Source organism: Gemmatimonas phototrophica, from assembly GCF_000695095.2.
Lineage (GTDB): Bacteria > Gemmatimonadota > Gemmatimonadetes > Gemmatimonadales > Gemmatimonadaceae > Gemmatimonas > Gemmatimonas phototrophica.
Window position 1 is genome coordinate 1,931,784 of sequence record NZ_CP011454.1, and the last position, 21,869, is coordinate 1,953,652.

The 21,869-nt window shown below is 64.5% G+C and carries 22 protein-coding genes; 20 read left to right on the forward strand and 2 right to left on the reverse strand.

Features of this window, described 5'->3' with window-relative positions; translation table 11 throughout:
* The first annotated feature begins 5 nt into the window (after positions 1-5).
* On the forward strand, positions 6-1,085 hold the full coding sequence (fbp, locus tag GEMMAAP_RS07975; RefSeq protein WP_026850538.1) for a class 1 fructose-bisphosphatase: 1,080 nt from the start codon (positions 6-8) through the stop codon (positions 1,083-1,085).
* Between the two features lie 80 nt (positions 1,086-1,165).
* Here fbp and GEMMAAP_RS07980 read toward each other — a convergent pair whose 3' ends face one another.
* Complete coding sequence (locus GEMMAAP_RS07980) at positions 1,166-1,759, reverse strand: hypothetical protein (protein WP_026850539.1); 594 nt, start codon at positions 1,757-1,759, stop codon at positions 1,166-1,168.
* A 135-nt stretch (positions 1,760-1,894) separates the two neighbouring features.
* Here GEMMAAP_RS07980 and GEMMAAP_RS07985 point away from each other — a divergent pair, with 135 nt between their 5' ends.
* From GEMMAAP_RS07985 to GEMMAAP_RS08000, 4 genes are read left to right on the forward strand one after another with little or no spacing between them, the layout of a single operon-like run.
* Positions 1,895-3,490, forward strand: coding sequence for an acyl-CoA mutase large subunit family protein (locus tag GEMMAAP_RS07985; protein WP_053334417.1), 1,596 nt, complete (start codon positions 1,895-1,897; stop codon positions 3,488-3,490).
* Between the two features lie 6 nt (positions 3,491-3,496).
* Positions 3,497-4,663, forward strand: coding sequence for a bifunctional chorismate mutase/prephenate dehydrogenase (gene tyrA / locus GEMMAAP_RS07990; protein WP_026850540.1), 1,167 nt, complete (start codon positions 3,497-3,499; stop codon positions 4,661-4,663).
* Between the two features lie 44 nt (positions 4,664-4,707).
* Positions 4,708-5,106 carry a hypothetical protein gene (locus GEMMAAP_RS07995; protein ID WP_026850541.1) on the forward strand — a complete coding sequence of 133 codons (399 nt, stop codon included), beginning with the start codon at positions 4,708-4,710 and terminating at the stop codon, positions 5,104-5,106.
* A 40-nt stretch (positions 5,107-5,146) separates the two neighbouring features.
* Positions 5,147-5,593, forward strand: coding sequence for a hypothetical protein (locus GEMMAAP_RS08000; protein ID WP_026850542.1), 447 nt, complete (start codon positions 5,147-5,149; stop codon positions 5,591-5,593).
* On the opposite strand, the gene GEMMAAP_RS08005 is transcribed toward GEMMAAP_RS08000, so the two are convergent.
* Positions 5,559-8,216, reverse strand: a complete 2,658-nt coding sequence (locus tag GEMMAAP_RS08005) for a M1 family metallopeptidase (RefSeq protein ID WP_026850543.1) — start codon at positions 8,214-8,216, stop codon at positions 5,559-5,561. The genes GEMMAAP_RS08000 and GEMMAAP_RS08005 overlap by 35 nt on opposite strands.
* A gap of 173 nt (positions 8,217-8,389) precedes the next feature.
* Between GEMMAAP_RS08005 and GEMMAAP_RS08010 the strand changes: the two genes are divergently transcribed.
* The 15 genes from GEMMAAP_RS08010 (at position 8,390) to GEMMAAP_RS08080 (ending at position 21,867) form a co-directional block, all read left to right on the forward strand.
* Positions 8,390-9,844, forward strand: a complete 1,455-nt coding sequence (locus GEMMAAP_RS08010) for a Rieske 2Fe-2S domain-containing protein (protein ID WP_158514777.1) — start codon at positions 8,390-8,392, stop codon at positions 9,842-9,844.
* Positions 9,845-9,962: 118 nt separating this feature from the next.
* A complete protein-coding gene (locus tag GEMMAAP_RS08015) occupies positions 9,963-10,223 on the forward strand; it encodes an FmdB family zinc ribbon protein (protein WP_026850545.1) in 261 nt (86 codons plus the stop codon).
* Between the two features lie 67 nt (positions 10,224-10,290).
* Complete coding sequence (gene argS, locus GEMMAAP_RS08020; protein ID WP_043581375.1) at positions 10,291-11,943, forward strand: arginine--tRNA ligase; 1,653 nt, start codon at positions 10,291-10,293, stop codon at positions 11,941-11,943.
* A complete protein-coding gene (locus GEMMAAP_RS08025) occupies positions 11,940-12,884 on the forward strand; it encodes a PfkB family carbohydrate kinase (RefSeq protein ID WP_026850547.1) in 945 nt (314 codons plus the stop codon). Before argS ends, GEMMAAP_RS08025 begins: the two co-directional genes overlap by 4 nt.
* On the forward strand, positions 12,881-13,924 hold the full coding sequence (gene purM, locus GEMMAAP_RS08030; protein WP_043581377.1) for a phosphoribosylformylglycinamidine cyclo-ligase: 1,044 nt from the start codon (positions 12,881-12,883) through the stop codon (positions 13,922-13,924). Before GEMMAAP_RS08025 ends, purM begins: the two co-directional genes overlap by 4 nt.
* Before the next feature lie 179 nt (positions 13,925-14,103).
* Positions 14,104-14,952, forward strand: a complete 849-nt coding sequence (locus GEMMAAP_RS08035) for a hypothetical protein (RefSeq protein ID WP_026850548.1) — start codon at positions 14,104-14,106, stop codon at positions 14,950-14,952.
* Positions 14,891-16,090 (forward strand): bifunctional diaminohydroxyphosphoribosylaminopyrimidine deaminase/5-amino-6-(5-phosphoribosylamino)uracil reductase RibD, encoded by a 1,200-nt coding sequence (ribD, locus tag GEMMAAP_RS08040; protein WP_202969207.1) that lies wholly within the window; start codon positions 14,891-14,893, stop codon positions 16,088-16,090. The genes GEMMAAP_RS08035 and ribD overlap by 62 nt, the downstream gene beginning before the upstream one ends.
* A 7-nt stretch (positions 16,091-16,097) precedes the next feature.
* Positions 16,098-16,748, forward strand: coding sequence for a riboflavin synthase (locus tag GEMMAAP_RS08045; RefSeq protein WP_026850550.1), 651 nt, complete (start codon positions 16,098-16,100; stop codon positions 16,746-16,748).
* A complete protein-coding gene (locus tag GEMMAAP_RS08050) occupies positions 16,748-17,995 on the forward strand; it encodes a bifunctional 3,4-dihydroxy-2-butanone-4-phosphate synthase/GTP cyclohydrolase II (RefSeq protein WP_026850551.1) in 1,248 nt (415 codons plus the stop codon). Before GEMMAAP_RS08045 ends, GEMMAAP_RS08050 begins: the two co-directional genes overlap by 1 nt.
* Before the next feature lie 7 nt (positions 17,996-18,002).
* On the forward strand, positions 18,003-18,500 hold the full coding sequence (ribH, locus tag GEMMAAP_RS08055; RefSeq protein ID WP_026850552.1) for a 6,7-dimethyl-8-ribityllumazine synthase: 498 nt from the start codon (positions 18,003-18,005) through the stop codon (positions 18,498-18,500).
* Positions 18,497-19,012 (forward strand): transcription antitermination factor NusB, encoded by a 516-nt coding sequence (gene nusB, locus GEMMAAP_RS08060; RefSeq protein ID WP_053334418.1) that lies wholly within the window; start codon positions 18,497-18,499, stop codon positions 19,010-19,012. Before ribH ends, nusB begins: the two co-directional genes overlap by 4 nt.
* Positions 19,009-20,184 carry a glycosyltransferase family 4 protein gene (locus tag GEMMAAP_RS08065; RefSeq protein ID WP_026850554.1) on the forward strand — a complete coding sequence of 392 codons (1,176 nt, stop codon included), beginning with the start codon at positions 19,009-19,011 and terminating at the stop codon, positions 20,182-20,184. The genes nusB and GEMMAAP_RS08065 overlap by 4 nt, the downstream gene beginning before the upstream one ends.
* On the forward strand, positions 20,184-20,495 hold the full coding sequence (locus GEMMAAP_RS08070; protein WP_026850555.1) for an HPF/RaiA family ribosome-associated protein: 312 nt from the start codon (positions 20,184-20,186) through the stop codon (positions 20,493-20,495). The genes GEMMAAP_RS08065 and GEMMAAP_RS08070 overlap by 1 nt, the downstream gene beginning before the upstream one ends.
* Positions 20,492-21,466 carry an HPr(Ser) kinase/phosphatase gene (gene hprK, locus GEMMAAP_RS08075; protein ID WP_026850556.1) on the forward strand — a complete coding sequence of 325 codons (975 nt, stop codon included), beginning with the start codon at positions 20,492-20,494 and terminating at the stop codon, positions 21,464-21,466. Before GEMMAAP_RS08070 ends, hprK begins: the two co-directional genes overlap by 4 nt.
* Positions 21,466-21,867: a PTS sugar transporter subunit IIA gene (locus GEMMAAP_RS08080; protein WP_026850557.1), complete on the forward strand. Its 402-nt coding sequence runs from the start codon at positions 21,466-21,468 to the stop codon at positions 21,865-21,867. The genes hprK and GEMMAAP_RS08080 overlap by 1 nt, the downstream gene beginning before the upstream one ends.
* The last annotated feature ends 2 nt before the right edge of the window (positions 21,868-21,869 follow it).

The window sequence follows — 21,869 nt, forward strand, 5'->3', positions numbered from 1 at the left end:
CTACCGTGGTCAAGCATACTGCGACGTCGGTCGTCACCATCGAGCGCTTTATCATTGAGCAGGAGCGCATGTTTCCCGAGGCCACCGGCGAACTGTCCGGTATCCTCTACGACATGGCGCTCGCCGGCAAAATGATCGCCAACAAGGTGCGCAGCGCCGGGCTCGCCGACATTCTCGGGGCGACGTCCAATGAGAATGTGCAGGGCGAAGTGCAGCAGAAGCTCGATGTCATCGCCAACGAGATCATCGTCAAGGCGTTCGATCACGGGGGGCGGCTCTGTGCCATGGCGTCTGAGGAAGAGCCCGACATCATCCAGATCCCCGAAGGTTTTCGCAGTGGCAAATATGTGCTGCTGTTCGATCCGCTTGATGGATCATCCAACATCGACGTCAACGTCCCTGTCGGCACCATTTTCTCCGTGTTCCGCAAGATCACTCGCGGGGCGCGCGGCGAAATGGAAGATCTGCTGCAGCCGGGGCGTCGACAGGTGGCGGCGGGCTACATCCTGTACGGCTCGAGCACGATGCTGGTCTACACGACCGGGCAGGGGGCGCACGGATTTACCCTCGACCCATCCATTGGGGAATTCCTGCTTTCGCATCCGAACATCCGCATTCCCGAGCGGGCGCGCTATCTGTCCGTGAATGATGCGTACGAACAGGATTGGCCCGAGCCTACGCGCGCACTCATGCGCCGGTATCGTGGCCTCGACGGACAGAAGAAAGCACTCAACGTGCGCTACGTCGGCTCGTTGGTCGCCGACTTTCATCGCAACCTGCTCGGGGGCGGGGTGTTCTGTTATCCCGCCAACGAAAAAGCCAACCGTGGCAAGTTGCGGTTGCTGTACGAAGCCAATCCGCTGGCGTTCATCGCTGAGCAGGCCGGTGGCCTTGCGACCGACGGCTACGGGAGCATTCTCGATGTCGAGCCCACAGAGTTGCATCAACGCACGCCCCTGTACATCGGCAGCAAGACCGAAGTGGAACTCGTCAACGAATTCCCGCTGCCCAAGTACGTGGCCCCCGGCATTCCCGAACGACGGGGAGCAACCCGGGGCGCGCCGTCCCCGCTGTCAGCGTCCTGAGATTTCACGGCTCGTGACACAGAAGCCCGTCAACTCCATTCGCGAGTTGACGGGCTTCTGTTGTTTGCGCCGGGCATGGCTCAGTTGATCACGTCGGCCGGCTGATCGTTGGCACAGCTCACCGCGGGATTCCAGTCGGCAAACAGGCCGCTGGGATTGTTGCTCGGGACCCAGATGTGCAACACCCAGAGACCGTCGCGGGTGTTCTTGTGGAACGGCAGCCCATGGATGTCCGGTGGCGTCTCGCCCTGCAACGGCACACCCCATTCCACACCAATCAGCCGCTTCCTGCCATTCTGCTGCGTTTCGTACATGAGAATGTTCGGCCGGAGCTCATCTATCACCCCGTTTTTCACCATCTCGAAATTGATGTAGTGCACGCCCTGGCTTCCTGCCCCGGACTTCTCTCGGCAATTGATCACCACGTTCCAGCCTTGCTCCTTCATCGCGTTGGCGTCCTGCATGGTCGTCACGGCATTCCGGAGGCGCCCGAGATACGCCCGTTGCTGCGCCGACAGATTTTTTTCATTGATGATGTTGTGCGTGGCATGGCCAAAAGTCTCCTCCGCTACGGCAGACGGCTCGGTTGCCGCCTCCTTCGTTTCGGTGCAGGCGGCAATGGCAACGACCACAATGGGCACGAGCAACCACGACAGGGCATGATGGGGACGCATGGTGTTCTCCAGTTGGTCAGCACGGGAAAGGGGATGTAGTGTGGGACACACAAGGAGGCGGAAGGCAAACCGGATTTGGCTCATGGCCCATTGCCGGAGGGTCGTCTCCTCGGCGCAGCATGATAGATTCCGGAAATGAGCGAGCGACTCTCCCCTTCCGGCATCCCCATCCCGGCCGTCGTGCGGCCCGGTGACGTGCACACTGACTACGCCCGTGATCTCGGTGATCCCGGACAGTTCCCCTTTACGCGTGGCGTCCAGCCCAGCATGTACCGTGGGCGGCTGTGGACCATGCGACAGTACGCGGGCTTCGGAACCGCCAAAGCGACCAATGAGCGTTTCCGGCTGCTGCTCGATGCCGGTCAGACGGGGCTGTCCGTGGCGTTCGACTTGCCCACGCAAATGGGCATCGATTCGAGCTCGCCGCGGGCCACGGGGGAGGTTGGACGCGTGGGGGTCGCCATCGATACCGTGGACGACATGCACCTGTTGCTCGATGGCATTCCGCTTGACAAGGTCTCCACGAGCATGACCATCAACGCCACGGCCTCCACGCTGCTGGCGATGTATATCGTGGTGGCCGAAGAACGTGGCATCGCACGCGCCGCCCTGTCCGGGACCGTTCAGAACGACATCCTCAAGGAATACATCGCGCGCGGCACCTACATTTATCCGCCCGCGCCCTCGTTGGCGCTCACAGCGGAAATGTTTCGCTTCTGTGCCGCCGAGGTCCCGCAGTGGAATCCCATTTCCATCAGCGGCTACCACATTCGCGAGGCGGGCGCCACCGCTGTCCAGGAAGTGGCGTTCACCTTCGCCGACGCCTTGGCCTATGTGCAGCAGGCGGTCAGTGCCGGACTGGCTGTAGACAGCTTTGCGCCGCGTCTTTCGTTCTTCTTTGCGGCGCACAACGATCTGTTCGAAGAGGTCGCCAAGTTCCGGGCGGCCCGTCGCCTGTGGGCGCGCCTCATGCGAGATCGCTTCGGCGCCAACGATGCCAGCTGTCGCATGCGCTTCCACACGCAGACGGGCGGCGTGACGCTCACCGCACAGCAGCCGCTCAGCAACGTCGTACGTGTCACCGTGCAGGCGCTGGCCGCCACGCTCGGCGGTACCCAGTCGCTGCACACCAACGGCTATGACGAAGCGCTCGCCCTTCCCACAGCGGAAGCCGCCACGCTGGCGCTGCGCACGCAGCAGATCGTGGGCTACGAGTCCGGCATTGCCCAGACCGTGGACCCGCTCGCCGGCAGCTGGTACGTGGAGCAGCTCACCGACACCATCGAAGCCCGCGTAGTCGAACTGCTTAATAAGGTGGACGAACTGGGCGGGGCGGCCGAAGCCATCAAGGCCAGCTTCTTCCAGGAGGAAATTGGCCGGAGCGCCTACGAGTATCAGCTCCGTGTGGAGGCGGGCGAAACCGTGGTGGTGGGCGTGAACAAGTTCGGTGATGGTCAGGAGCCGCCCATTATTCCCGCCCCTGACTTCAAGGAACTCGAGCGTGATCAGGTGGCGCGTCTTGCGGAGGTCCGCGGACAGCGTGACAATGAGGCCGTGCACGCCGCCCTCGCCCGCATCGCCGATGCCGCGCCTGAGTATCTCCCGGCCCACACGGGGCCACGTACCCCGCTCATGCCGCGCATCATTGATGCGGTGCGCCTGCGGGCATCGGTGGGAGAAATCGCCGACACGCTGGAGTCGGTCTGGGGCCGGTACCAGCCGTCCCTGTAATCGACCATGACGCCCGACGCCGCTGACTCCGCTGCTCCCCCGTCGGCCGCACCACGCCCTCTGGCCGTGGTGCGGGCCATGATCGATGCGCTCGATCGCGATCTGATGCAGATCCTTGCCCGTCGCATGGCGCTGGTGGCGGAAGTGGCGGCGTACAAGCGCCAGCATGGCATCAAGATTCGCGATGCGCAGCGGGAGCAGGAGGTCCTGCGTGATCGTCACGAACGCGCGCTGGAACTTGGGCTGCCGGCGGGCGAAATCGAGTCCATCTTTCGGGTCCTCCTCCGCTCCAGTCGGGATCATCAGGCCGCCTTGCGGGCGGAGGTCCCCGCCTCGGAAACGCCGTACACCATCTCCATCATTGGTGGCCACGGAAAGATTGGACGCCTGCTGGCCCGGCTGTTTGGCGATCTCGGGCACCGCCTGCTCATCGTCGATACCGATACCACACTGGAGGCCGCCGAAGCCGCGGCTGCATCCGATGTGACGGTCATCAGTGTCCCGATTGACCGTACCGAGGAGGTCATTCGCGCGGTAGGGCCGCACGTGCGGCCGGATGCCCTGCTCATGGACGTCACGAGCATAAAGTCGGCGCCTATGGAGGCCATGCTGGCCAGCACGACTGGCAGTGTGGTGGGCACCCATCCCATGTTCGGTCCCAATGTGCACACGCTGCAAGGACAACGCGTCGTGGTGTGCCGCGGGCGTGGTGATCGCTGGGCCGATTGGGTGACGCACAGCTTCACCGCACGCGGTCTGGTCATTACCGAAACCACTGCACAGCAGCATGATCGTGCGATGTCGGTGGTGCAGGTGCTGACACATTTCCAGACGCAGGTGCAGGGGCTGACGCTGGCCAGGCTGGGGGTCCCCCTCGCCGAGACCCTTCCTTTCACCTCTCCGGCCTATCTGTTGGAGTTGTATGTGACGGCGCGGCACTTTGCGCAGGACCCGGGACTCTACGGGCCCATCGAAATGCGCAATCCGCGAAGTTCCGACGTCACGGCTGCTTTCGGCACGGCCGTGCAGGAGCTGGCGCAGGTCATTGCCGGAGGGGATCAGGCGGCGTTCACCCGCCTGTTTGAGGAAGTCCGGGCGTTCTTTGGGGACTTTACGGCCGAAGCGTTGGTCCAGTCGAGCTTCCTGATTGATCGCATCGTGGAGCGCAGCTGAATGCGAAGCGGGATCCAATTCATGGCCTGCGTTGTTGTTCTCGCATGAGTCGCACGCAAGGGCGCCTATCGCTCAATCCCCTCCGCTGGTTCCGTCAGATCGAAGACGGACTCTTCCGTTTGGCCGCGGAGGCCGAATACCGGCTCAGGCTGGTGCCGCGAGGCACTCGCATTATCCCCAGCGACTTCGATCGCCGCATGATCCGGATGTTTCTGGTCGTCATGCCCATGCTGGTGGGTTCGCTCTTCATCGATGATCGGCAATTTCGCACGCGACTGCTGGTGCTGGCGTTCGCCGTGGTGTTATTCACGGTTGTGCTGATCTTTGTGCTTGACGCACGTTCTTCCAACTACACGGGCCGGGGCCGTCCATTGCCGACGCCCAAGCCCCGAAAACCGGTTCCGCCTCCCACTCAGCCGCACTGGACGCGTCGTCGTCCGTAGCGGTGATGTTTGCTTTGCCACTCGATTACGAGCGTTACCTATGCGCGCCGTCGGCACCGCACTGACCATCACGTTGATCGCCGCCTCCACGGCATCGCTCATTGCCGCCACGCCCTATGTCCGCCTTTCCCAGGCGAACTGGGTGGCCGCGCTCACCGGCAAGGACGGACGCAAGGTCACGGGGAAGGCCACCGCGGCACCCACCGCAGATGGCACCGGCACGGTAGTGACTGTGTCATTTGAGGGGGATACGCCCGGAGCCACGCGCCCCTGGCACGTACACACCGGCTCCTGCGCAAAGAGTGGCGGTGTCGTGGGCGGGGGGCGTGTCTACACACCGTTGGCCGTTGATGCCAAGGGACAGGCCAGCGGTAAAGCCACGCTGGCGGTGCCGCTGGCCGACACCACCACGTATTACGTGAACATCCACGACAGCGCCGCGGCCATGGGCATCATTGTCGCGTGCGGAGATCTGGCCAAACGGTAGACCGGATGCGCACCGTGCGCTCAAGATCGTCGCGCGCCTGAAGCACTTTCTGACGGAGATCGGGAGCCAACGTTGCATGGCCGGCGAGCCAGGCATCCACCGTCTCCAGTGCGGCGCGGTCAGTTTGCCCGCTCAGCGTCGCCCCCAGCCAACTCCCCAGGAAAAAGATCCGACGGTTGGCCTGAATCCAGGGCAGCGTATCCAACGCCGCCGTCAGGTACGGTCGCGACAGACGCTGCTGCTCCGGATCGTGAAAGCTGCGGAGGCTTGAGGTCACCCACTCCTCGTTCAATGCGGCGTCGCGGAACCAGCGGGAGAACAGATGCGCCTTCGTGGCGCTGTCCGGCTTCGCCGCCGTAGCGACAAACGCCTGGCGTTGCCCCTCGGTCGTTGCATCGCGCTGCGACTCGGCCGCAATCAGTGAGTCCGAGTCGGAGGCGCCGCGGGCGACCAGTCGCGTCACCAGCGACCAGCGGGTAGGCGCACGGACCGCGAGCCCCAGGGCACTGTCGGCCCTCAGCCATCCACGAAGCTGGGCCAGGGCGGCCGGACGTTGCGCGAGGCCGATGTACGCATCGAGGTGGGCCTTGCGCGTGCCGTAGGGGCGCGTCGCATCGCCCGCACCACGCAGCAGGAGTGCCTCCACCTCCGGCAGGATCTCCTCCCGTACCGGTGCCGGACTGTAGCGACTGACTGCCGTCGTAAGGCGCCCTACCAACGTGCCGGCCAATTGCTCATCCCGTTCCGTGGGGAGCGACTGCAGCGCCATACGGACGAAGCGCCCGGGGGCCAGACGTGCCTCGCGCACCAGATCCCACAGCGAGCCCCACAACATCGCCCGCAGAAAGTCGTCGTCAACTGATGCAATCTGCTGCTCAAGCCAGTTCACGCTCATCGTATCGGGCAGCACAATCGCGTAGCCATAGTCCCCTTCGTTGGCATACACGAACGCCGGGGCCTCTCTGCCCACCGCATCACGCACAATGGTGGTATCACCGCGCAGCTCCACGGGGATCTGCACCGGCGGGCGATTCGGATAATGCAACCGTACCTGCATCTTGAGTGGCCACGCGCCGGCGCCGGACAGCGCCGGTTGGGCCGGCCGCTGCACGAGCCGCAATTGCACAATACGGCCGTCGCGCACGTCCAGCTGTTGCTCCACGATGGGCATACCCGGGCGCAGCATCCATTGTTTGCCCCAGGCGGTCAGATCACGACCCGACGCCACCCCGATGCTGGCGAGCAACTCCTGCCAGGTCGCGTTCCCATAGGCATGCTCCCGCAGGAAACGCTGCACGCCACGCTGGAATGCTCGCGCACCCACCAGATACTCAAGCTGCTTGAGCAGTGAAGGCGCCTTGTTGTACACAATGGGCCCATAGTTGCTCTTGGCTTGATCCAGATTGGCCAACGATTGCCACACGGGCGTGGTCCCCGACGTGGCATCTGTTCCGTACGCCGTGGGTTTGTTGCGCAGATAAAAAGTCTTCCACGCATTGGAGCTCGGCTCGAGCGAGGCCTGCATGCGCGCCGCCATGAAGGTGGCAAAGCCTTCCTTGAGCCACAGATCATCGAACCAGCGCATGGTCACGTAATCGCCAAACCACTGGTGCGCCACCTCATGAAACGTGGTGGCTTGCCGCCCCAGCAACTGCGACGTCGTCGGGCGCTCCCGATAGATGAAGCTCTCCTCGTTGTAGAACACCGCGCCCGGGTGCTCCATACCGCCAAACGGGAAGGCCGGAGCGAGCAGGGCATCGTACTTGTCGAATCCGTACGCCACGCCGAAATATTCGCCGAGCCACCGCAATGCCCGCGCATTCATGGCCAGCAGCGTATCCGACTCCGCTTCCTTGGCTCGCGACGCGCGCACGTACAACGACATCGGCACCGGTGCGCCACGCGGCACGATCACGTCGCGTCGCGTGTGCACCTGCCACGGCCCCGCCGCAAAGGCCATGAGATAGGTGCTCAGCGGCTTGGTGTTCGCAAAACGATGCGTGCGACGATCGCCCGCACTGTCCACACCGATCAGGGCCCCGTTGGCCAGAGCCCGCCATCCGCGCGGTGTCGTGAGCGTCAGTTGCAGTCGCGCTTTCAGGTCCGGCTGGTCGAACGACGGGAACAGCAGATTCGCATCCGATGGCACGAGCAGCGTGTACAGATACGTTGCACTGTCCGTTGGATCCGTGGTGCGAATGATGGCGGCACCGGCAGATGCCACCGGGGTCAGGAACTCCACTGTGACCGTATTCCGCCCGGCCCGCAGCAACCCACTCGGCACGGTGATGTGGTGGCGGTTCCAGGCACTGGCGGCCCCAGCCCACGGTCGTCCGTTCACCGCTCCGCCAAGTACGGCAGTTCCCCGGAAGTCGAGGATTACATCGCCCGCGCCCCGCCGCAGAAACGACAGGGTGACGGCGCCGGAGGCGGTATCCGCCGTCCCGACCGTCAACGCCAGATCGTAGCGCACCGCGCTCACCTGGCTGCGCCGACGCGCGGCCAACTCGGCTGACACCCCGGGTCCGGCGAGCCCGCCGGCGGACTGGGCCGGTACCGAAGAAACGGACAGGACACCGGCCAGCATGGCCAGCGACAGCACGAGGAGCATTCGAGAAGTCATCACTGGAATTAGTCCACGAGCAACGCGTCGGCAATCGCCAACCGGACCCTCGATCATCTTACGAAGCGGACCGCTCGTGGAATACCATTTTACCGTGCCGTGCTGCACACTTCATGCGAGCGCCTGTTCGATGCGTCGTTCCCGAGCTGAACCCCGCCCTTTGCCCCACGCCCATGTCGTCGGAAATCCGTCCTGAACACCCGGCTCCTTCGTGCGCCGGATGCGCTCGTGTCGACCGGCGCCAGTTTCTTGCGTCGGCATCGGTCCTTTCGTTGGGCGCGCTGGCCACGGCGGCCTGCGGTGACGGGGTGTTCAGCGGTCCGGAAACGGTGCCGGCGTTTCCTTCCACTCCGTTTACACTCGACCCCCGCACCGTCACCGCGTTGCAGCAGGTGGGAGGGCGCACCGTGGTGCAGAACGGCACCACATCGCCGGTGCTGGTGGAGCGGGTGGGGGCGTCGCAATACCGGGCGCTCTCGCTGGCGTGCCCGCATCGGGGGACGATCGTGAATGTGCAAGCCGACGGGTTTCTCTGCCCCAACCATGGCGCCCGCTTCGCGGCCGACGGTACGTGGCTGGGTGGGCAGGAAACGGTGGACCTCGCGCCTGTTGCCGTACGGGTCAACCCCGATGGCACCCTCAGCATTGGGGGAGCCCCACCACCACCGGCCATCGGGTTGGGAGCCACCTCGGCGGTCTTTGTGACCACGACGACCGGAAACAACCCGGCCGGCCAGACGATAGCGATTTCCAATGCTGGCGGCGGGTCGCTGGGAGGGCTGCAGGTTGGGTTGGCCTACGCCCCCAACCAACGCAGCGGCTGGCTGTCGGTGCAACTCAATCAGGCCACCGCGCCGGCCCTGCTGACCCTGGGGGCCAGCAAAGGCACACTCCCGGCCGGCATCTACAACGCCACCGTTACGGTCAATGCCACTGGCGCGACCAACGGGGCGCAGACCATTGCCGTCTCCTTTCTGGTCCAGGACCCCACAACGCCGGCGTCGCTCCAGCTGTCGGCCACAGCGCTCGCGTTCTCGGCTCCACTGGGCACCGCCCCGGCCGCCCAAACCGTCCAGTGCAGCAATGCCGGCGGAGGCAACGTCACGGGGCTGGCCGCGCAGGTGGCCTACGGCGCCGGTGCCACAGGCTGGCTGAGCGTGACGCTCAACCAGACCACGGCCCCGGCCATCCTCACCGTACGCCCCACCAGCACCTCTCTGTCACCCGGCACATATACCGCTACGGTGACCATTTCGGCCACCGGGCTCGCGCCGCGTACCCTCGCCATTGCGCTGACCGTGACGCCTGGCGGTCTGGTGGTGAACCTGGCCGCCTGGCCCGCCCTGGCCAATGTGGGGGGCGTTGCCGGCAGCGTTGGGAACGTGAACGGCGGACCGGTGGCGGTCGTACGTACTGGCACCAGTAGCTTCAGCGCGTTCTCCATGGTGTGCCCGCATGCCGGCACGACCATCAACGTGGTGAATGGCGCCAGCTTCCGCTGCCCCAACCACGGGGCCCTGTTCAATGCCAGCGGCGACAATCTGCCAAACTCGCCGCAACGCACCGACGACCTCACCCGCCTCACCGTGAGCTACACCCCAGGCGCGTCCACGCTGATCGTGACCTGACCGCGCGAAACCGGGGAGTGGGGGGATTGCCGTGGAAATGCCCCGGCAACCCAATTGAACCCCACCCCCGAATTGGCTATGTTTCGAGGCTGTTTGACCTTAGCCAACTTTCGTAGCCATGCCAACTTACGAGTTTCGCACGCCCGACGGCTCCATCATCGAGCGGATCTTCAAGATCAGCGAAGTCCCTGAATCCGTCGAGTTGCCCGACGGCAGTGTGGCCACACGCATCATCTCCGGTGGTGCCGGCCTGCTGTTCAAGGGCTCCGGGTTCTACATCACCGATTACGGCAAGGACGGCAAAAAGGACCAGCGTCCAGCCGCCCCCGCCTCCAGTGATTCCAAGCCTGCGGCGCCTCCGGCGCCCAAGGCCGAGTGACGCCGGCCGTTGTGCACGCCTCCGTGCATGACGGCCGAGTGCCGTCCTTTCTCTCTCTGAACACTCCGTGACTCAGGCTGACGCCCTGCGTGCCGAACTGGCGCGCGCGGCGCGCACTCTTGGTGCGCCCGACGACGTGTCCCCCATTCTCGAGCGGCCGCGTGATCCGTCGTTCGGCGACTGGGCCACCAACCTCGCCATGACCCTCGCCAAGCCGCTCGGCAAGAAGCCGCGCGACATTGCCGAGGCGCTCATCGCCGCACTCGATATGCCGAGCGTCGGCATTGTGTCGGCGGAGATCGCCGGCCCAGGCTTCGTCAACATCCGCCTCGACGCCGGCTTCCAGGCGCGCGGACTGCTGGCCATCCTCGCTGCCCCCGAACAGTGGGGGCGATTCGATGTCGGACGCGGCGAACGGGTGTGCGTGGAGTTTGTCTCCGCCAATCCCACCGGCCCGCTGCACGTAGGACATGGGCGCCAGGCCGCACTCGGCGATGCGATCAGCACATTGCTGGAATGGACCGGGTGGGCTGTTGACCGCGAGTTCTACTACAACGACGCCGGCGTACAGATCGCCAATCTGGCCAAGAGCACGCAAGCGCGCGTCCGCGAGTTGGCGGGCCAGCCGCTGGTCATTCCCGAAGGCGGTTATCACGGCGAGTACATTCGCGAAATTGCCGAACGCTATGTGCAGGCGCATCCGCACGATGCGGCCGGCAATGATCTTGAGGCCTTGCGCATGTTCGCCGTGGCCGCCCTCCGGCACGAGCAGGATCTCGACCTGCAAGCCTTCGGCGTCAAGTTCGATACGTACTATCTCGAAAGTTCACTGTACACCGACGGCCTGGTGGACAAGACCGTCGAATCCCTGAAGCAGTCGGGATACACCTACGAGGAAGACGGCGCCCTGTTCCTGCGCACCACCGACTTCGGTGATGACAAGGACCGCGTCATGAAGAAGAGCGCCGCCAAGGGCGGCGATTACACCTACTTCGTGCCCGACGTGGCGTACCACGTGACCAAGTGGGAGCGCGGCTACCATCGCGCCATCAACGTGCAGGGGGCCGACCACCACAGCACGACCACGCGTGTACGCGCGGGGTTGCAGGCGCTCAAGGTGGGGATCCCCGAAGGATATCCCGACTACGTGTTGCACCAGATGGTGACCGTCATGCGCGGCGGCGAAGAGGTGAAAATCTCCAAGCGTGCCGGTTCGTATGTCACCGTGCGCGATCTGATTGACGAAGTGGGGCGTGATGCCGTGCGCTATTTCTACCTCATGCGCAAGGGCGACTCGCAGTTGGTGTTTGACGTCGATCTGGCGCGGAGTCAGTCGGAAGAAAATCCGGTGTACTACGTGCAAATGGCGCACGCTCGCATGTGCGGCATCTTCCGCGTTGGCGAAATCGACGCCACGACCGTGACGGGCACCGGCGTGGATCTGGGCGTGCTCAGCGAGCCCGCCGAACAGGAGCTGGTGAAGCAGCTGCTCGACTTTCCGGCGATGGTGAAGGGCGCCGCCGATACGCTGGAGCCGCACCGCATTGCCGGCTGGTTGCTGGAAACCGCCCGCGCGGGGCACACCTGGTACCACAAGCATCACGTCCTCGGGGAACCCGAGGCCATCACGCAGGCGCGCCTGGTACTCGCGCGCGCCACGCAGCTCGGCATCGCCGCCGGCCTGCGCATTCTCGGACTGTCGGCGCCGGAGCGCATGTGAGTTCTGCCTTCAACACCATCAAGAATCCCGTCCTCGTCGTGGGCTCGGTGGCCCTCGACTCGGTCGAGACGCCGTTCGGCAAAGCCGACGAAGTCCTGGGCGGTTCTGGCACGTTCTTCTCGTCCTCGGCGTCGCACTTCACCCCGGTGCAGTTGGTTGGCGTGGTGGGGGACGACTATCCCGTGGAGAAGCTCGAGCCGCTGGCCGCGCGCGGCGTTGATCTCGCCGGCCTCGAAAAGGTGAGTGGCTCCAGCTTCCGCTGGCGAGGCCGCTATCGGCACGACCTCAACTCGGCGGAAACTCTCGAGACGCACCTCGGCGTGTTCTCGCACTTCCGGCCAAACATTCCCGAGCAGTTCCGCAACGCCCCGTTTGTGTTTCTGGCCAACATCGATCCGCGGCTGCAGCTGCAGGTCCTCGAACAGGTCAAGAAGCCGCGTCTGGTGGCCTGCGACACGATGAACTTCTGGATCGAGTCGCGCCGCCCCGAACTGGTGGAGTTGCTCGGTCATGTCGACCTCATCACGCTCAATGATGCCGAAGCGCGCCAGCTCACCGAGCACACCAATCTGGTGAAGGCCGCGCGCTGGATCATGGACAAGGGCCCCAAGTTCGTGCTCATCAAGAAGGGCGAGCACGGTGCCTTCATGTTCACGCGCGACAGCATCTTCTTTGCGCCGGCGTATCCGCTGGAGAACGTGTTCGATCCCACCGGTGCTGGTGACTCGTTTGCCGGTGGCTTCATTGGCTACCTCGCCGCAACCGGCGACCTGAGCGAGAGCAACATGCGCCGCGCCGTCGTGGTGGGGTCGGCCATGGGATCGTTTGCCGTGGAGAAGTTCTCCAACCAGCGGTTGCTCGAAATCACCCGTGCCGACATTGACGCGCGTGTGCAGGAGTTCCGGCAGTTGGTGGCGTTTGACGCGGAGATCGGCGAATGACCGGGGCACCGCTGGACTACCGCAGCGCCGGCGTGGACATCGACGCCGCCGACGACGCGAAAAATCGTTTGGCTAAGCTCGTGCAGAGTACCATGACGTCGGGGGCGCGTGGCGCCTTTGGCGGCTTTGGCGGCATGTTCCGCGTGCCCGAGGGGTACCGCGCACCGTTGCTCGTGGCCAGTGCCGATGGGGTGGGCACCAAGATCAAGATTGCCATCGAAGCTGGTCGCCACGATACCATTGGCCATTGCCTCGTGAATCACTGCACGAACGATATTCTCGTGCAGGGCGCCATCCCGCTCTACTTCCTCGACTACGTGGCGTTCGGCAAGCTTGAGCCGCCCGTAGTGGAAGGCGTGGTGGCAGGTGTCGCTGCCGGCTGTCGCGAGAACGAATGCGCGCTCATCGGCGGTGAGACCGCCGAGATGCCCGGTGTGTATACGCCCCCCGATTACGATCTGGCCGGCTTCATTACCGGCATCGTGGAAGAAGACGCCGTCCTGGGCAGTGCCCGTGTGCAGAACGGCGATGTGCTGGTGGCGCTCGCCGGTGATGGGCTGCACACCAACGGGTATTCGTTGGCTCGCCGCATCATCAGCGATCGGCTCAAGCTGGGGGTGCACGACCTGTTCCCGGGCGCGAATGGCGCGAGCGTGGCCGATGTCATGCTCAAGGTGCACCGCTCGTATCTGCAGTGCCTCAAGCCGGTGCTCGGGCACATTCACGCCATGGCGCACATCACCGGCGGCGGACTGCCCGGCAATCTCAACCGGGCGTTGCCTGAAACACTTGATGCCAGCGTGGACACGTCCACGTGGACCATCCCCAATGAGTTCAGTGTACTCGCGGAGGCGGGGCAGGTGGCCTCGCTCGAGATGTTCCGCGCGTTCAACATGGGGGTGGGTATGGTGGTCATCGTGCCAAAGGAAAACGTGTCACACATCACGTCGCGCGCTGCGGCGTGCGGCATTGCGGCGTGGGAGCTTGGCGCGGTCGTGCCGGGTAGTGGCCGTGTGCGCCTCGACGGGCAGGTGACATGAGGTTCGGCGTGCGAGGCATCGGCGCCGCCGCGCTAGTCGCTACCTCGGTGGCGACACCGCCTGCCCGAGAGCTTGCCGCGCAGACCACAGCGGGTTCCTGCTCCGTCACTGTTGCCGGATTCAACACGTTCTCCGGACCGGATGCGTGCACTAAGGCCCGCGATCTTTTCGCCTTCATCATGCCGCAGGCGGGTGTAGCACTGTCCGGTGGTAATCCCGTCCTGGGAGAAGGCGGCACCATGGGCGGCTGGGGCAAGCGCGCCATCTCGCTTCGCGTGACGGCCGTCGATGGGCAACTGCCCAATAACGCCGTCCCCATTTCGCTGAGCGGCTCGGCCGTTTCGTCAAATTTCGGGGCAACACGGGCGCCCGTGCCGGTACCGTCGGTTGACGCAGCTATTGGCCTATTCGCCGGTATTCCCGCTGGCCTCACCAACGTGGGCGGTGTCGATCTCCTTCTCGGCGCCACGTACTTGCCCAAAGTCGACGAAGAGGAGTTCTCCATCGCGCCGCAAACGTCCAGCTTTGCGCTGTCGTACGGCGTGCGGGTGGGGGCGTTGCAGGAGTCCTCGCTCGTTCCCGGCGTGAGTGTCAGTTATATGCGCCGCAAATTGCCCACGGTGTCGTTAGGCTATGCCTCCAGCAACGACACCATCAGCGTACGCAATCTGGCCGCCACGTCCAACAGTCTTCGCATTGTGGCCAGCAAGCGCGTCGCCATCTTCGGGCTGGCCGCGGGCGTGGGTCGCGACCAGTTGGAGAACACTGCGGGGGTCGAAGCCGTGGTCAACGAAACTGTGCTCGGCGTACCGCAGCGTGGACAGGTAACGCTGAACGCGCTTCGCCAAACGACAACGCGCAATACGGCGTTCGTGAACGCCAGCGTGGGCCTGCTCCTTGCGCGTCTGGTCGGTGAAATCGGGTGGGCGGCCGCCGGCGACAGTGATCCCACCACCAACACCTTCGATGGCCGTGCCGCCAACGCAGGGTATCGGTACGGTTCACTTGGCGTCACTGTTCGATTCTGATCGGTCGCCATCTGGCGATCAACCGCCGCACTCCGAGGCGCACGCGCCGGGCACCACGCCCGACGACGTGCGCTTCATGCGTCAGGCCTTGAGCCTCGCCGATCGTGGGGCGGGGCAGGTCGCCCCCAATCCGCTCGTCGGGGCCGTCATCGTGCGCAATGGCACGGTGATCGGCGAAGGGTGGCACCAGCGCTACGGCGGTCCTCACGCCGAGGTGCACGCGCTTCGCATGGCGGGCGATAAAGCGCGCGGGGCTACCGCGTATGTCAGCCTCGAGCCCTGCAATCACTTGGGGCAAACCGGGCCGTGCACGGAGGCCTTGGTGGCCGCCGGCATTACGCGGGTCGTGTGCGCCACGAGGGACCCCAATCCCAAAGCGGCCGGTGGCATCGAGCGGCTGCGGGCGGCGGGAATCGAGGTGCTGTCGGGAGTCTGCGAAGCCGACGCGCTGTTGCAGAACGCCCCGTTCTTCCACAGCGCCCGTGGAGCCCTATTGCCCTTTGTCACCCTCAAGCTGGCCCTCTCCCTCGACGGGGCCATTGTGGGCGCGTCGCGTCGCCGTGCCTGGCTGACCGGGCCCGAGGCGCAGACGGCCGTGCATGCCCTGCGGGCGTCAGCCGACGCCGTGGCCGTAGGCATTGGCACCGCGCTGGCGGATAACCCCGCCCTGACGGTCCGGCTGGCCCAGGCCCCCCGGGTGGCCCCCGTACGCGTCGTCTTTGACCGCCAGGCACGGCTCCCCGCGACGGGTACGCTGGTGCAGACGGCCCGCGAGACGCCCGTGTATGTCTTGGCCGCCCCCGACGCCCCAGCGGCTCGCACCGACGGCCTCCGCGACGCCGGTGTAACGGTACTGCATGCCGCCGATCTCTCCGCCGGGCTCCAGGCGCTGGGGGCGCAGGGCGTCCGACATCTGTTGGTGGAAGGAGGCGCCCAAATCGCCTCGGCGCTCATGGCCGCCGGTCTCGTACACCACCTGATTATCTTTCAAGCTCCGGTCATTCTGGGGGCAGGGGCTGTTCCGGCCTTTGCCGCACTCCCGGGGCAGGACGCCGATACGGCGCCCCGCCTGCGCGTGCTCGAGCGCCGTGGATACGGCGCCGATCTGATGACCCGTTACGCTGTTTCCGGAGACTGAAGACAGGATGTTTACGGGGCTTGTAGACGACGTTGGGCTCATTGAGCACGTCGCCGACACGCCGGCCGGGCGCGAATTGCGCATCGTCAGCCGGTATACCGACCTTGCAGACGGCGAGAGCATCGCCGTCAACGGGGCCTGTCTCACGGTACGTGAACACGGGATCTCCGCCAGTGGTCGCGGCTGGTTTACCGTGGCCGCGATCGTAACCACCCTGGGGCGCACCACCATCGGCGACTGGGAAACGGGCGGCACGGTGAATCTTGAACGCGCCATGAAGCTCGGCGACCGGCTGGGGGGGCACTTGGTGCTCGGACACGTGGATGGACTTGGCCGCGTGCTCGATACCCGCGACGAAGGCGACGCCTGGCTCATCGATCTGGAATTGCCGGCGTCCATGCGCCCCCTGCTGGTGGACAAGGGCTCCATCGCGGTGAATGGCGTGAGCCTCACCGTGAATGAGCTGCTCCCCACGGGAGTGCAGCTGTCCATTATCGAATACACCAAACAGCACACTACGCTGGGCCTGCTGGCGGCCGGCGCGAATGTGCATGTAGAAGCCGATGTGCTGGCCAAGCATATCGAACGACTGCTGATGCCCTATCTGCGCGCGACCGACGCGCCTACACTGGCCGCAGCACTGACGGAGTTGAAGTGATGACGCAGGATACGGAACCCACTGGCACTGCGCAGGACGCCGAGCCGGTTTTTGGCACGGTCGAACAGGCCCTTGCCGATATTGCCGCCGGAAAGTTTGTCGTGGTGGCCGACGACGAAGATCGCGAAAACGAGGGAGACCTCGTCTGCGGTGCGGAGCTCGTCACGCCGGAAATGGTCAACTTCATGCTCGAAGCCAAAGGCATGATTTGCCTTTCCATGACCAACGAGTTGGCGGACCGGCTGGGCCTCGAAATGCAGGTGGATCACAACACCGAGGCCATGTCCACCGCCTTCACGGTGAGCATTGATGCCGCGGCCAAGTACGGCGTCACCACCGGCATCAGTGCCAGCGATCGGGCCACCACCATTCGCGTGGCCGTCGCTGCCGGCGCCACGCGCGCGGACCTGCGGGTACCTGGCCACATTCACCCTCTGCGCGCCCGCAACGGCGGCGTGCTGCAGCGGGTAGGCCACACCGAAGCGGCCGTCGATATTGCGCGACTCGCCGGCCTGCAGCCGGCCGGCGTGATCTGTGAAATCCTCAACAAGGATGGCACGACCGCGCGTCGCCCGCAGCTCGAGGTGTTCGCCAAGGAACACGGCCTCACCTTCATCACCATCGCGCAGCTGGTGGCCTATCGACTGCAGCACGAACGACTCGTGCATCGCATGGCCGACGCGCGCCTCCCCACCAATTACGGGGACTGGCGCATTGTGGGCTACAAGAACGACGTTGACCACCGGGAACACATCGCCATCGCCTACGGCGATGTAACCGATGGCGAAGACGTGCTGGTGCGCATGCACAGCAAATGTCTCACCGGCGACGTGTTCCATTCCCGCCGCTGCGACTGCGGCTGGCAGCTGGAAACCGCCATGCAGATGATCCAGGCCGAGGGGCGCGGCGTCATCGTGTATCTCGATCAGGAAGGACGCGGCATCGGTCTGCTCAACAAGATCAAGGCCTACGAACTGCAGGACACCGGCGCCGACACCGTCGAAGCCAATGAACAACTCGGCTTCAAACCCGATCTTCGCAATTACGGCATTGGCGCGCAAATTCTGCTCGATCTGGGCGTGCGCTCCATTCGGATTCTGACCAATAACCCGCGCAAGCTCGTGGGGCTCGACGGCTACGGTCTCGTGCTCAAGGATCGTGTGCGTATCGAGGCACCGTCCACCAGTGAGAACGCTTCCTATCTTGAAACCAAGCGCACCAAGCTTGGACACCTCTTCGCCGTCTGAGATCGCCGTGGCTGAATTCAATGGGGATCCCCGCGGGGAAGGCCGACGCATCGTGGTCGTGGCCAGTCGCTTCAACGAAAGCATCACGGTGCCCCTGGCCGAAGGTGCGGTAAGCACGTTGGTCGAGAAAGGCGTTCGCTTCGAGGACATCGATGTGCTCTGGGTGCCGGGCGCGTGGGAATTGCCCGTGGCGGTGCGCCGTGCGCTGGCCTCCGAGAAGTACGACGCGGCCGTGGTGGTGGGCGCGGTCATTCGCGGTGGCACGCCGCACTTTGAGTTTGTGGCCGGGGAAACGGCACGCGGCCTCATGGAGGCCTCTCGCGACTTCGAAGCGCCGGTCACGCTCGGACTGCTGACGACGGATACCATGGAGCAGGCCGAGGAACGGGCCGGCGGTGCGCATGGCAACAAGGGCGTTGATGCGGCGCTGGCGGCACTCGAAGTGCTCGACCTGTTCGACCGTGCCTTTGCCGACGACCGCTTCGGCGAGGATGACGACGCATGAGCAACCTTCGCGACGAAGCGTTCTGGGATGGTCCTTCGCAGGAGCCATTGCTCCCCAGGCAGGGAAAGCGCACGCGTGGCAAGCCAACCACGAAGGCCGAGCGGGTCGAAACGCGCGGGCGCGCGCGGGCGCTGCAGGCCTTGTATGCGGCGGATGTGCGTGGCGATCAGACGGAGCTGCGTCGTATTGCCACCACCGTGTTCGACGACCTCGCCATCGATCCTGACGAGCGGACGTTTGCGTCTCGCATTGTGGCCACGGTGGCCGATCGCGGCGGAGAGCTCGATGCGGCGCTCGCCGAAGTCACGAACAACTGGCGCCTCGAACGGCTCGGTGCCATCGAACGCAGCGTCCTGCGTCTTGCGGCCGCGGAACTCGCCCGCAACGAAGCACCGGTCAAGGTGGTGCTGCAGGAGGCGGTGCACCTCGCGGAACGCTATGGCACCGAACGCAGTGCACGCTTCGTGAACGGCGTGCTCGACGCCTACGCCCGCAAGCTCGGCAAGCTGTGACCGCTGCGGGGAGCAACAGCGCAGGCGTGGCGCCGCGCCGAGATACGGCGAGCGCGCGTCTGCGTATTGCCGTGGTGAATTGGCAATGCCGGGATAATCCCCTGGCTGGTGGGGCGGAAATCCACCTGCACGAGATCTTCGGACGGTTGGCCGCCATGGGGCACGAGGTCGTGCTGCTGTGCGGCGGCTGGCCGGGCTGTCCGCCCCGCGCCACGCTTGATGGCATCGAGGTGCATCGCGTGGGCACCCGGCAGACGTTCCCCTTTCTGGCCCGTCGCTACTGGCACACCCATCTCGCCCCGCGCGGCTTCGATGTGCTGGTGGAAGACATCAATAAGGTGCCGCTGTTCACGCCAACCTGGCGTGCCCCCAAGCTGGTCGCGCTGGTCCCCCACCTCTTTGGTGGAACCGCTTTCCAGGAATTGGCCGCCCCACTCGCCACCGCCGTCTGGCTTTCCGAAAAGCCGCTGCCCTGGTTCTATCGCCGATATGCCTTTGAGGCCATCAGCGAAAGCACCAAGGAAGACCTGGTGCAGCGCGGCATCGCTGCCGACCGGATTCGCGTCATTTTCCCCGGAATCGATAGCCAACACTATACGCCTGATCCCTCCCAAAGGGCGACTCGCCCCACATTTGCGTATCTGGGTCGCCTAAAGAAGTATAAGGGAGTAGATCTTGTCCTCAGGGCCTTTGCCGCCTGCGACGTTCCCGAGGCCACGCTGGAGATTGCCGGAGCTGGCGAGTTTCGCGCCGAGCTTGAGCAATTGGCGGGAACCCTTGGGGTTGCTTCGCGGGTACGGTTTTTAGGACGAATTGACGAGACTGAGAAGTGCGCCTTGCTTCGACGGGCTTGGGCGACGGTTTTCGCATCACCAAAGGAGGGGTGGGGCATTACGAACCTGGAGGCAGCAGCGAGCGGAACTCCGGTGATTGCGTCGAACTCCCCGGGAATTCGTGAGTCCGTGAGGCACGGCGAAACAGGGTTTCTCGTGAAACACGGAGACGTGGCTGCCATGGCTGGTTGCATGCGGCGCCTCAGCGACGAGCGGACGCTCGTCGAACACCTGGGGGCCAATGCACGACGCTTCGCCGAGGGCTTTACCTGGGCGAACGCCGCGAAGGAGACCGAAGCCCACCTCCGTGAGGTGGTGGGAAGGGAGGAAGGTCGCTGATGGAGATCATCCTGCACGCGCACCACGCGGAAGTGACGGAGTCGCTTCGCACCCAGGCCGAATCGGCCATCCGCCGCATTGCGACACGATTGCACCACGTCGCCAATGCCATCGTACGATTTGTCGGTGACGGGCCCACCCGTCGCGTCGAAATCGTGCTCCGCGGAACCCGCCATCGAGAACTCTTCGCCGTGGCCGACGCGCATGCCTTTGCGCCGGCACTCAGCACGGCAGTGCACCGCCTCGAAAGCCAGGTGGCCAGCGTGCGTCGATCCCGCCGGGTACCTCGCAATGGAGATCGCACCGGGTGAGCAAACGCCTGACCGTAGGCATGCTCTACGAGCAAATGAAGGATGTGCTCGAATTGGAGCTGCTCGGCCCGGCCACCGGTCTCGATCGCGAGATCACGAGCCCCGAGGCGTCAAGCCCGGGGCTCGTCCTTGCCGGCTACATCAATCGCTTTCCGTATCAGCGCATTCAGGTGCTCGGCGAAACCGAGATCACCTACCTGCAGTCGCTCGACGAGGCGCAGCGCGCCACCAATCTCGAGCAGTTCTTCGGATTCCCCATCCCCTGCGCGTTCATCACCAAGGCGCTCGAGCCACCTGAGCCACTCATGCGTCTGGCGGATGACGCCGGCATGACGGTGCTCCGCTCGCGTCTCAAGACCGCCGAGTTCTACCGGCTCATCAAACCGTTTCTCGCCGACCAGTTTGCGCCCACCACCACCATGCATGGATCGCTCGCCGACGTGTATGGGGTCGGGTTGTTCTTTACCGGAAAGAGCGGGATCGGGAAATCGGAGTGCGTGCTGGATCTGGTGGAGCGTGGCCATCGGCTGGTGGCCGATGACCTCGTATTCGTGTCGCGCCGTGGCAACGATGTGCTCATCGGCAAGGGCCATGAGCTACAGCGTCATTTTATGGAAATTCGTGGCGTTGGGTTGTTGGATATTCCGGCCATCTTCGGTATCCATGCCGTGCGTCAGCAGAAGCGGCTCGAAGTCGTGGTGGTATTGGAAGAGTGGGATGCCGATGCGCAGGTCGATCGCACCGGACTGGACGTGCAGACCATCGACGTCCTCGGCGTGGAGATCCCCAAGATCACGGTGCATCTCAACCCCGGAAAAAACATCACGGTCATCGCCGAAGTCATCGCCATGAACCATCTCCTGCGCTATTATCGCGGGTACGACACCGCGACCGCGTTCAACGAACGACTGATTGGCCAGATGCGCCGGAAGTCGGACGTGCAGCGCTACCTGCAGGAGGATGACGAGTAGTGTCCGATGGGGTTGAGCAGGAAACGCCAGTGCGAGCAATCGTGGCCGGGCACGGCACTTTTGCCAGTGGTATCATCTCGGCTGTTGACCAGATAACCGGTCGCGGGGGGCAGTTCGTTGCCTTCTCCAACACCGGTCTGGGGCTGGACGATATTCAGGGAACACTGGCGGCGGCGCTTGACGCCAGCCACGCGCGGGTGATCTTCACCGATCTTCCGGCTGGAAGCTGCACCATGGCGGTGCGCCGTATGATTCGTGATCGCCCCGGTGTGCTGTTGGTTACCGGAATCAATCTTTCGTTGCTGCTCGACTTTGCCATGCAGGACGACGCCGATCCCGCGCATGCCGTTCAGGCGGCGCTGGACCGGGGCCGCGCCTCCATGGTCGTGCACGGCGCCTGATC

Bases quoted from the DNA above. Each gene is read 5' to 3' on its own strand.
- GEMMAAP_RS07980 (WP_026850539.1), bottom strand. From the start codon at position 1,759: ATGCGTCCCCATCATGCCCTGTCGTGGTTGCTCGTGCCCATTGTGGTC.
- GEMMAAP_RS07985 (WP_053334417.1), top strand. From the start codon at position 1,895: ATGAGCGAGCGACTCTCCCCTTCCGGCATCCCCATCCCGGCCGTCGTG.
- tyrA (WP_026850540.1), top strand. From the start codon at position 3,497: ATGACGCCCGACGCCGCTGACTCCGCTGCTCCCCCGTCGGCCGCACCA.
- GEMMAAP_RS07995 (WP_026850541.1), top strand. From the start codon at position 4,708: ATGAGTCGCACGCAAGGGCGCCTATCGCTCAATCCCCTCCGCTGGTTC.
- GEMMAAP_RS08000 (WP_026850542.1), top strand. From the start codon at position 5,147: ATGCGCGCCGTCGGCACCGCACTGACCATCACGTTGATCGCCGCCTCC.
- GEMMAAP_RS08005 (WP_026850543.1), bottom strand. From the start codon at position 8,216: ATGACTTCTCGAATGCTCCTCGTGCTGTCGCTGGCCATGCTGGCCGGT.
- GEMMAAP_RS08010 (WP_158514777.1), top strand. From the start codon at position 8,390: ATGTCGTCGGAAATCCGTCCTGAACACCCGGCTCCTTCGTGCGCCGGA.
- GEMMAAP_RS08015 (WP_026850545.1), top strand. From the start codon at position 9,963: ATGCCAACTTACGAGTTTCGCACGCCCGACGGCTCCATCATCGAGCGG.
- purM (WP_043581377.1), top strand. From the start codon at position 12,881: ATGACCGGGGCACCGCTGGACTACCGCAGCGCCGGCGTGGACATCGAC.
- GEMMAAP_RS08035 (WP_026850548.1), top strand. From the start codon at position 14,104: ATGCCGCAGGCGGGTGTAGCACTGTCCGGTGGTAATCCCGTCCTGGGA.
- ribD (WP_202969207.1), top strand. From the start codon at position 14,891: ATGGCCGTGCCGCCAACGCAGGGTATCGGTACGGTTCACTTGGCGTCA.
- GEMMAAP_RS08045 (WP_026850550.1), top strand. From the start codon at position 16,098: ATGTTTACGGGGCTTGTAGACGACGTTGGGCTCATTGAGCACGTCGCC.
- GEMMAAP_RS08050 (WP_026850551.1), top strand. From the start codon at position 16,748: ATGACGCAGGATACGGAACCCACTGGCACTGCGCAGGACGCCGAGCCG.
- nusB (WP_053334418.1), top strand. From the start codon at position 18,497: ATGAGCAACCTTCGCGACGAAGCGTTCTGGGATGGTCCTTCGCAGGAG.
- GEMMAAP_RS08070 (WP_026850555.1), top strand. From the start codon at position 20,184: ATGGAGATCATCCTGCACGCGCACCACGCGGAAGTGACGGAGTCGCTT.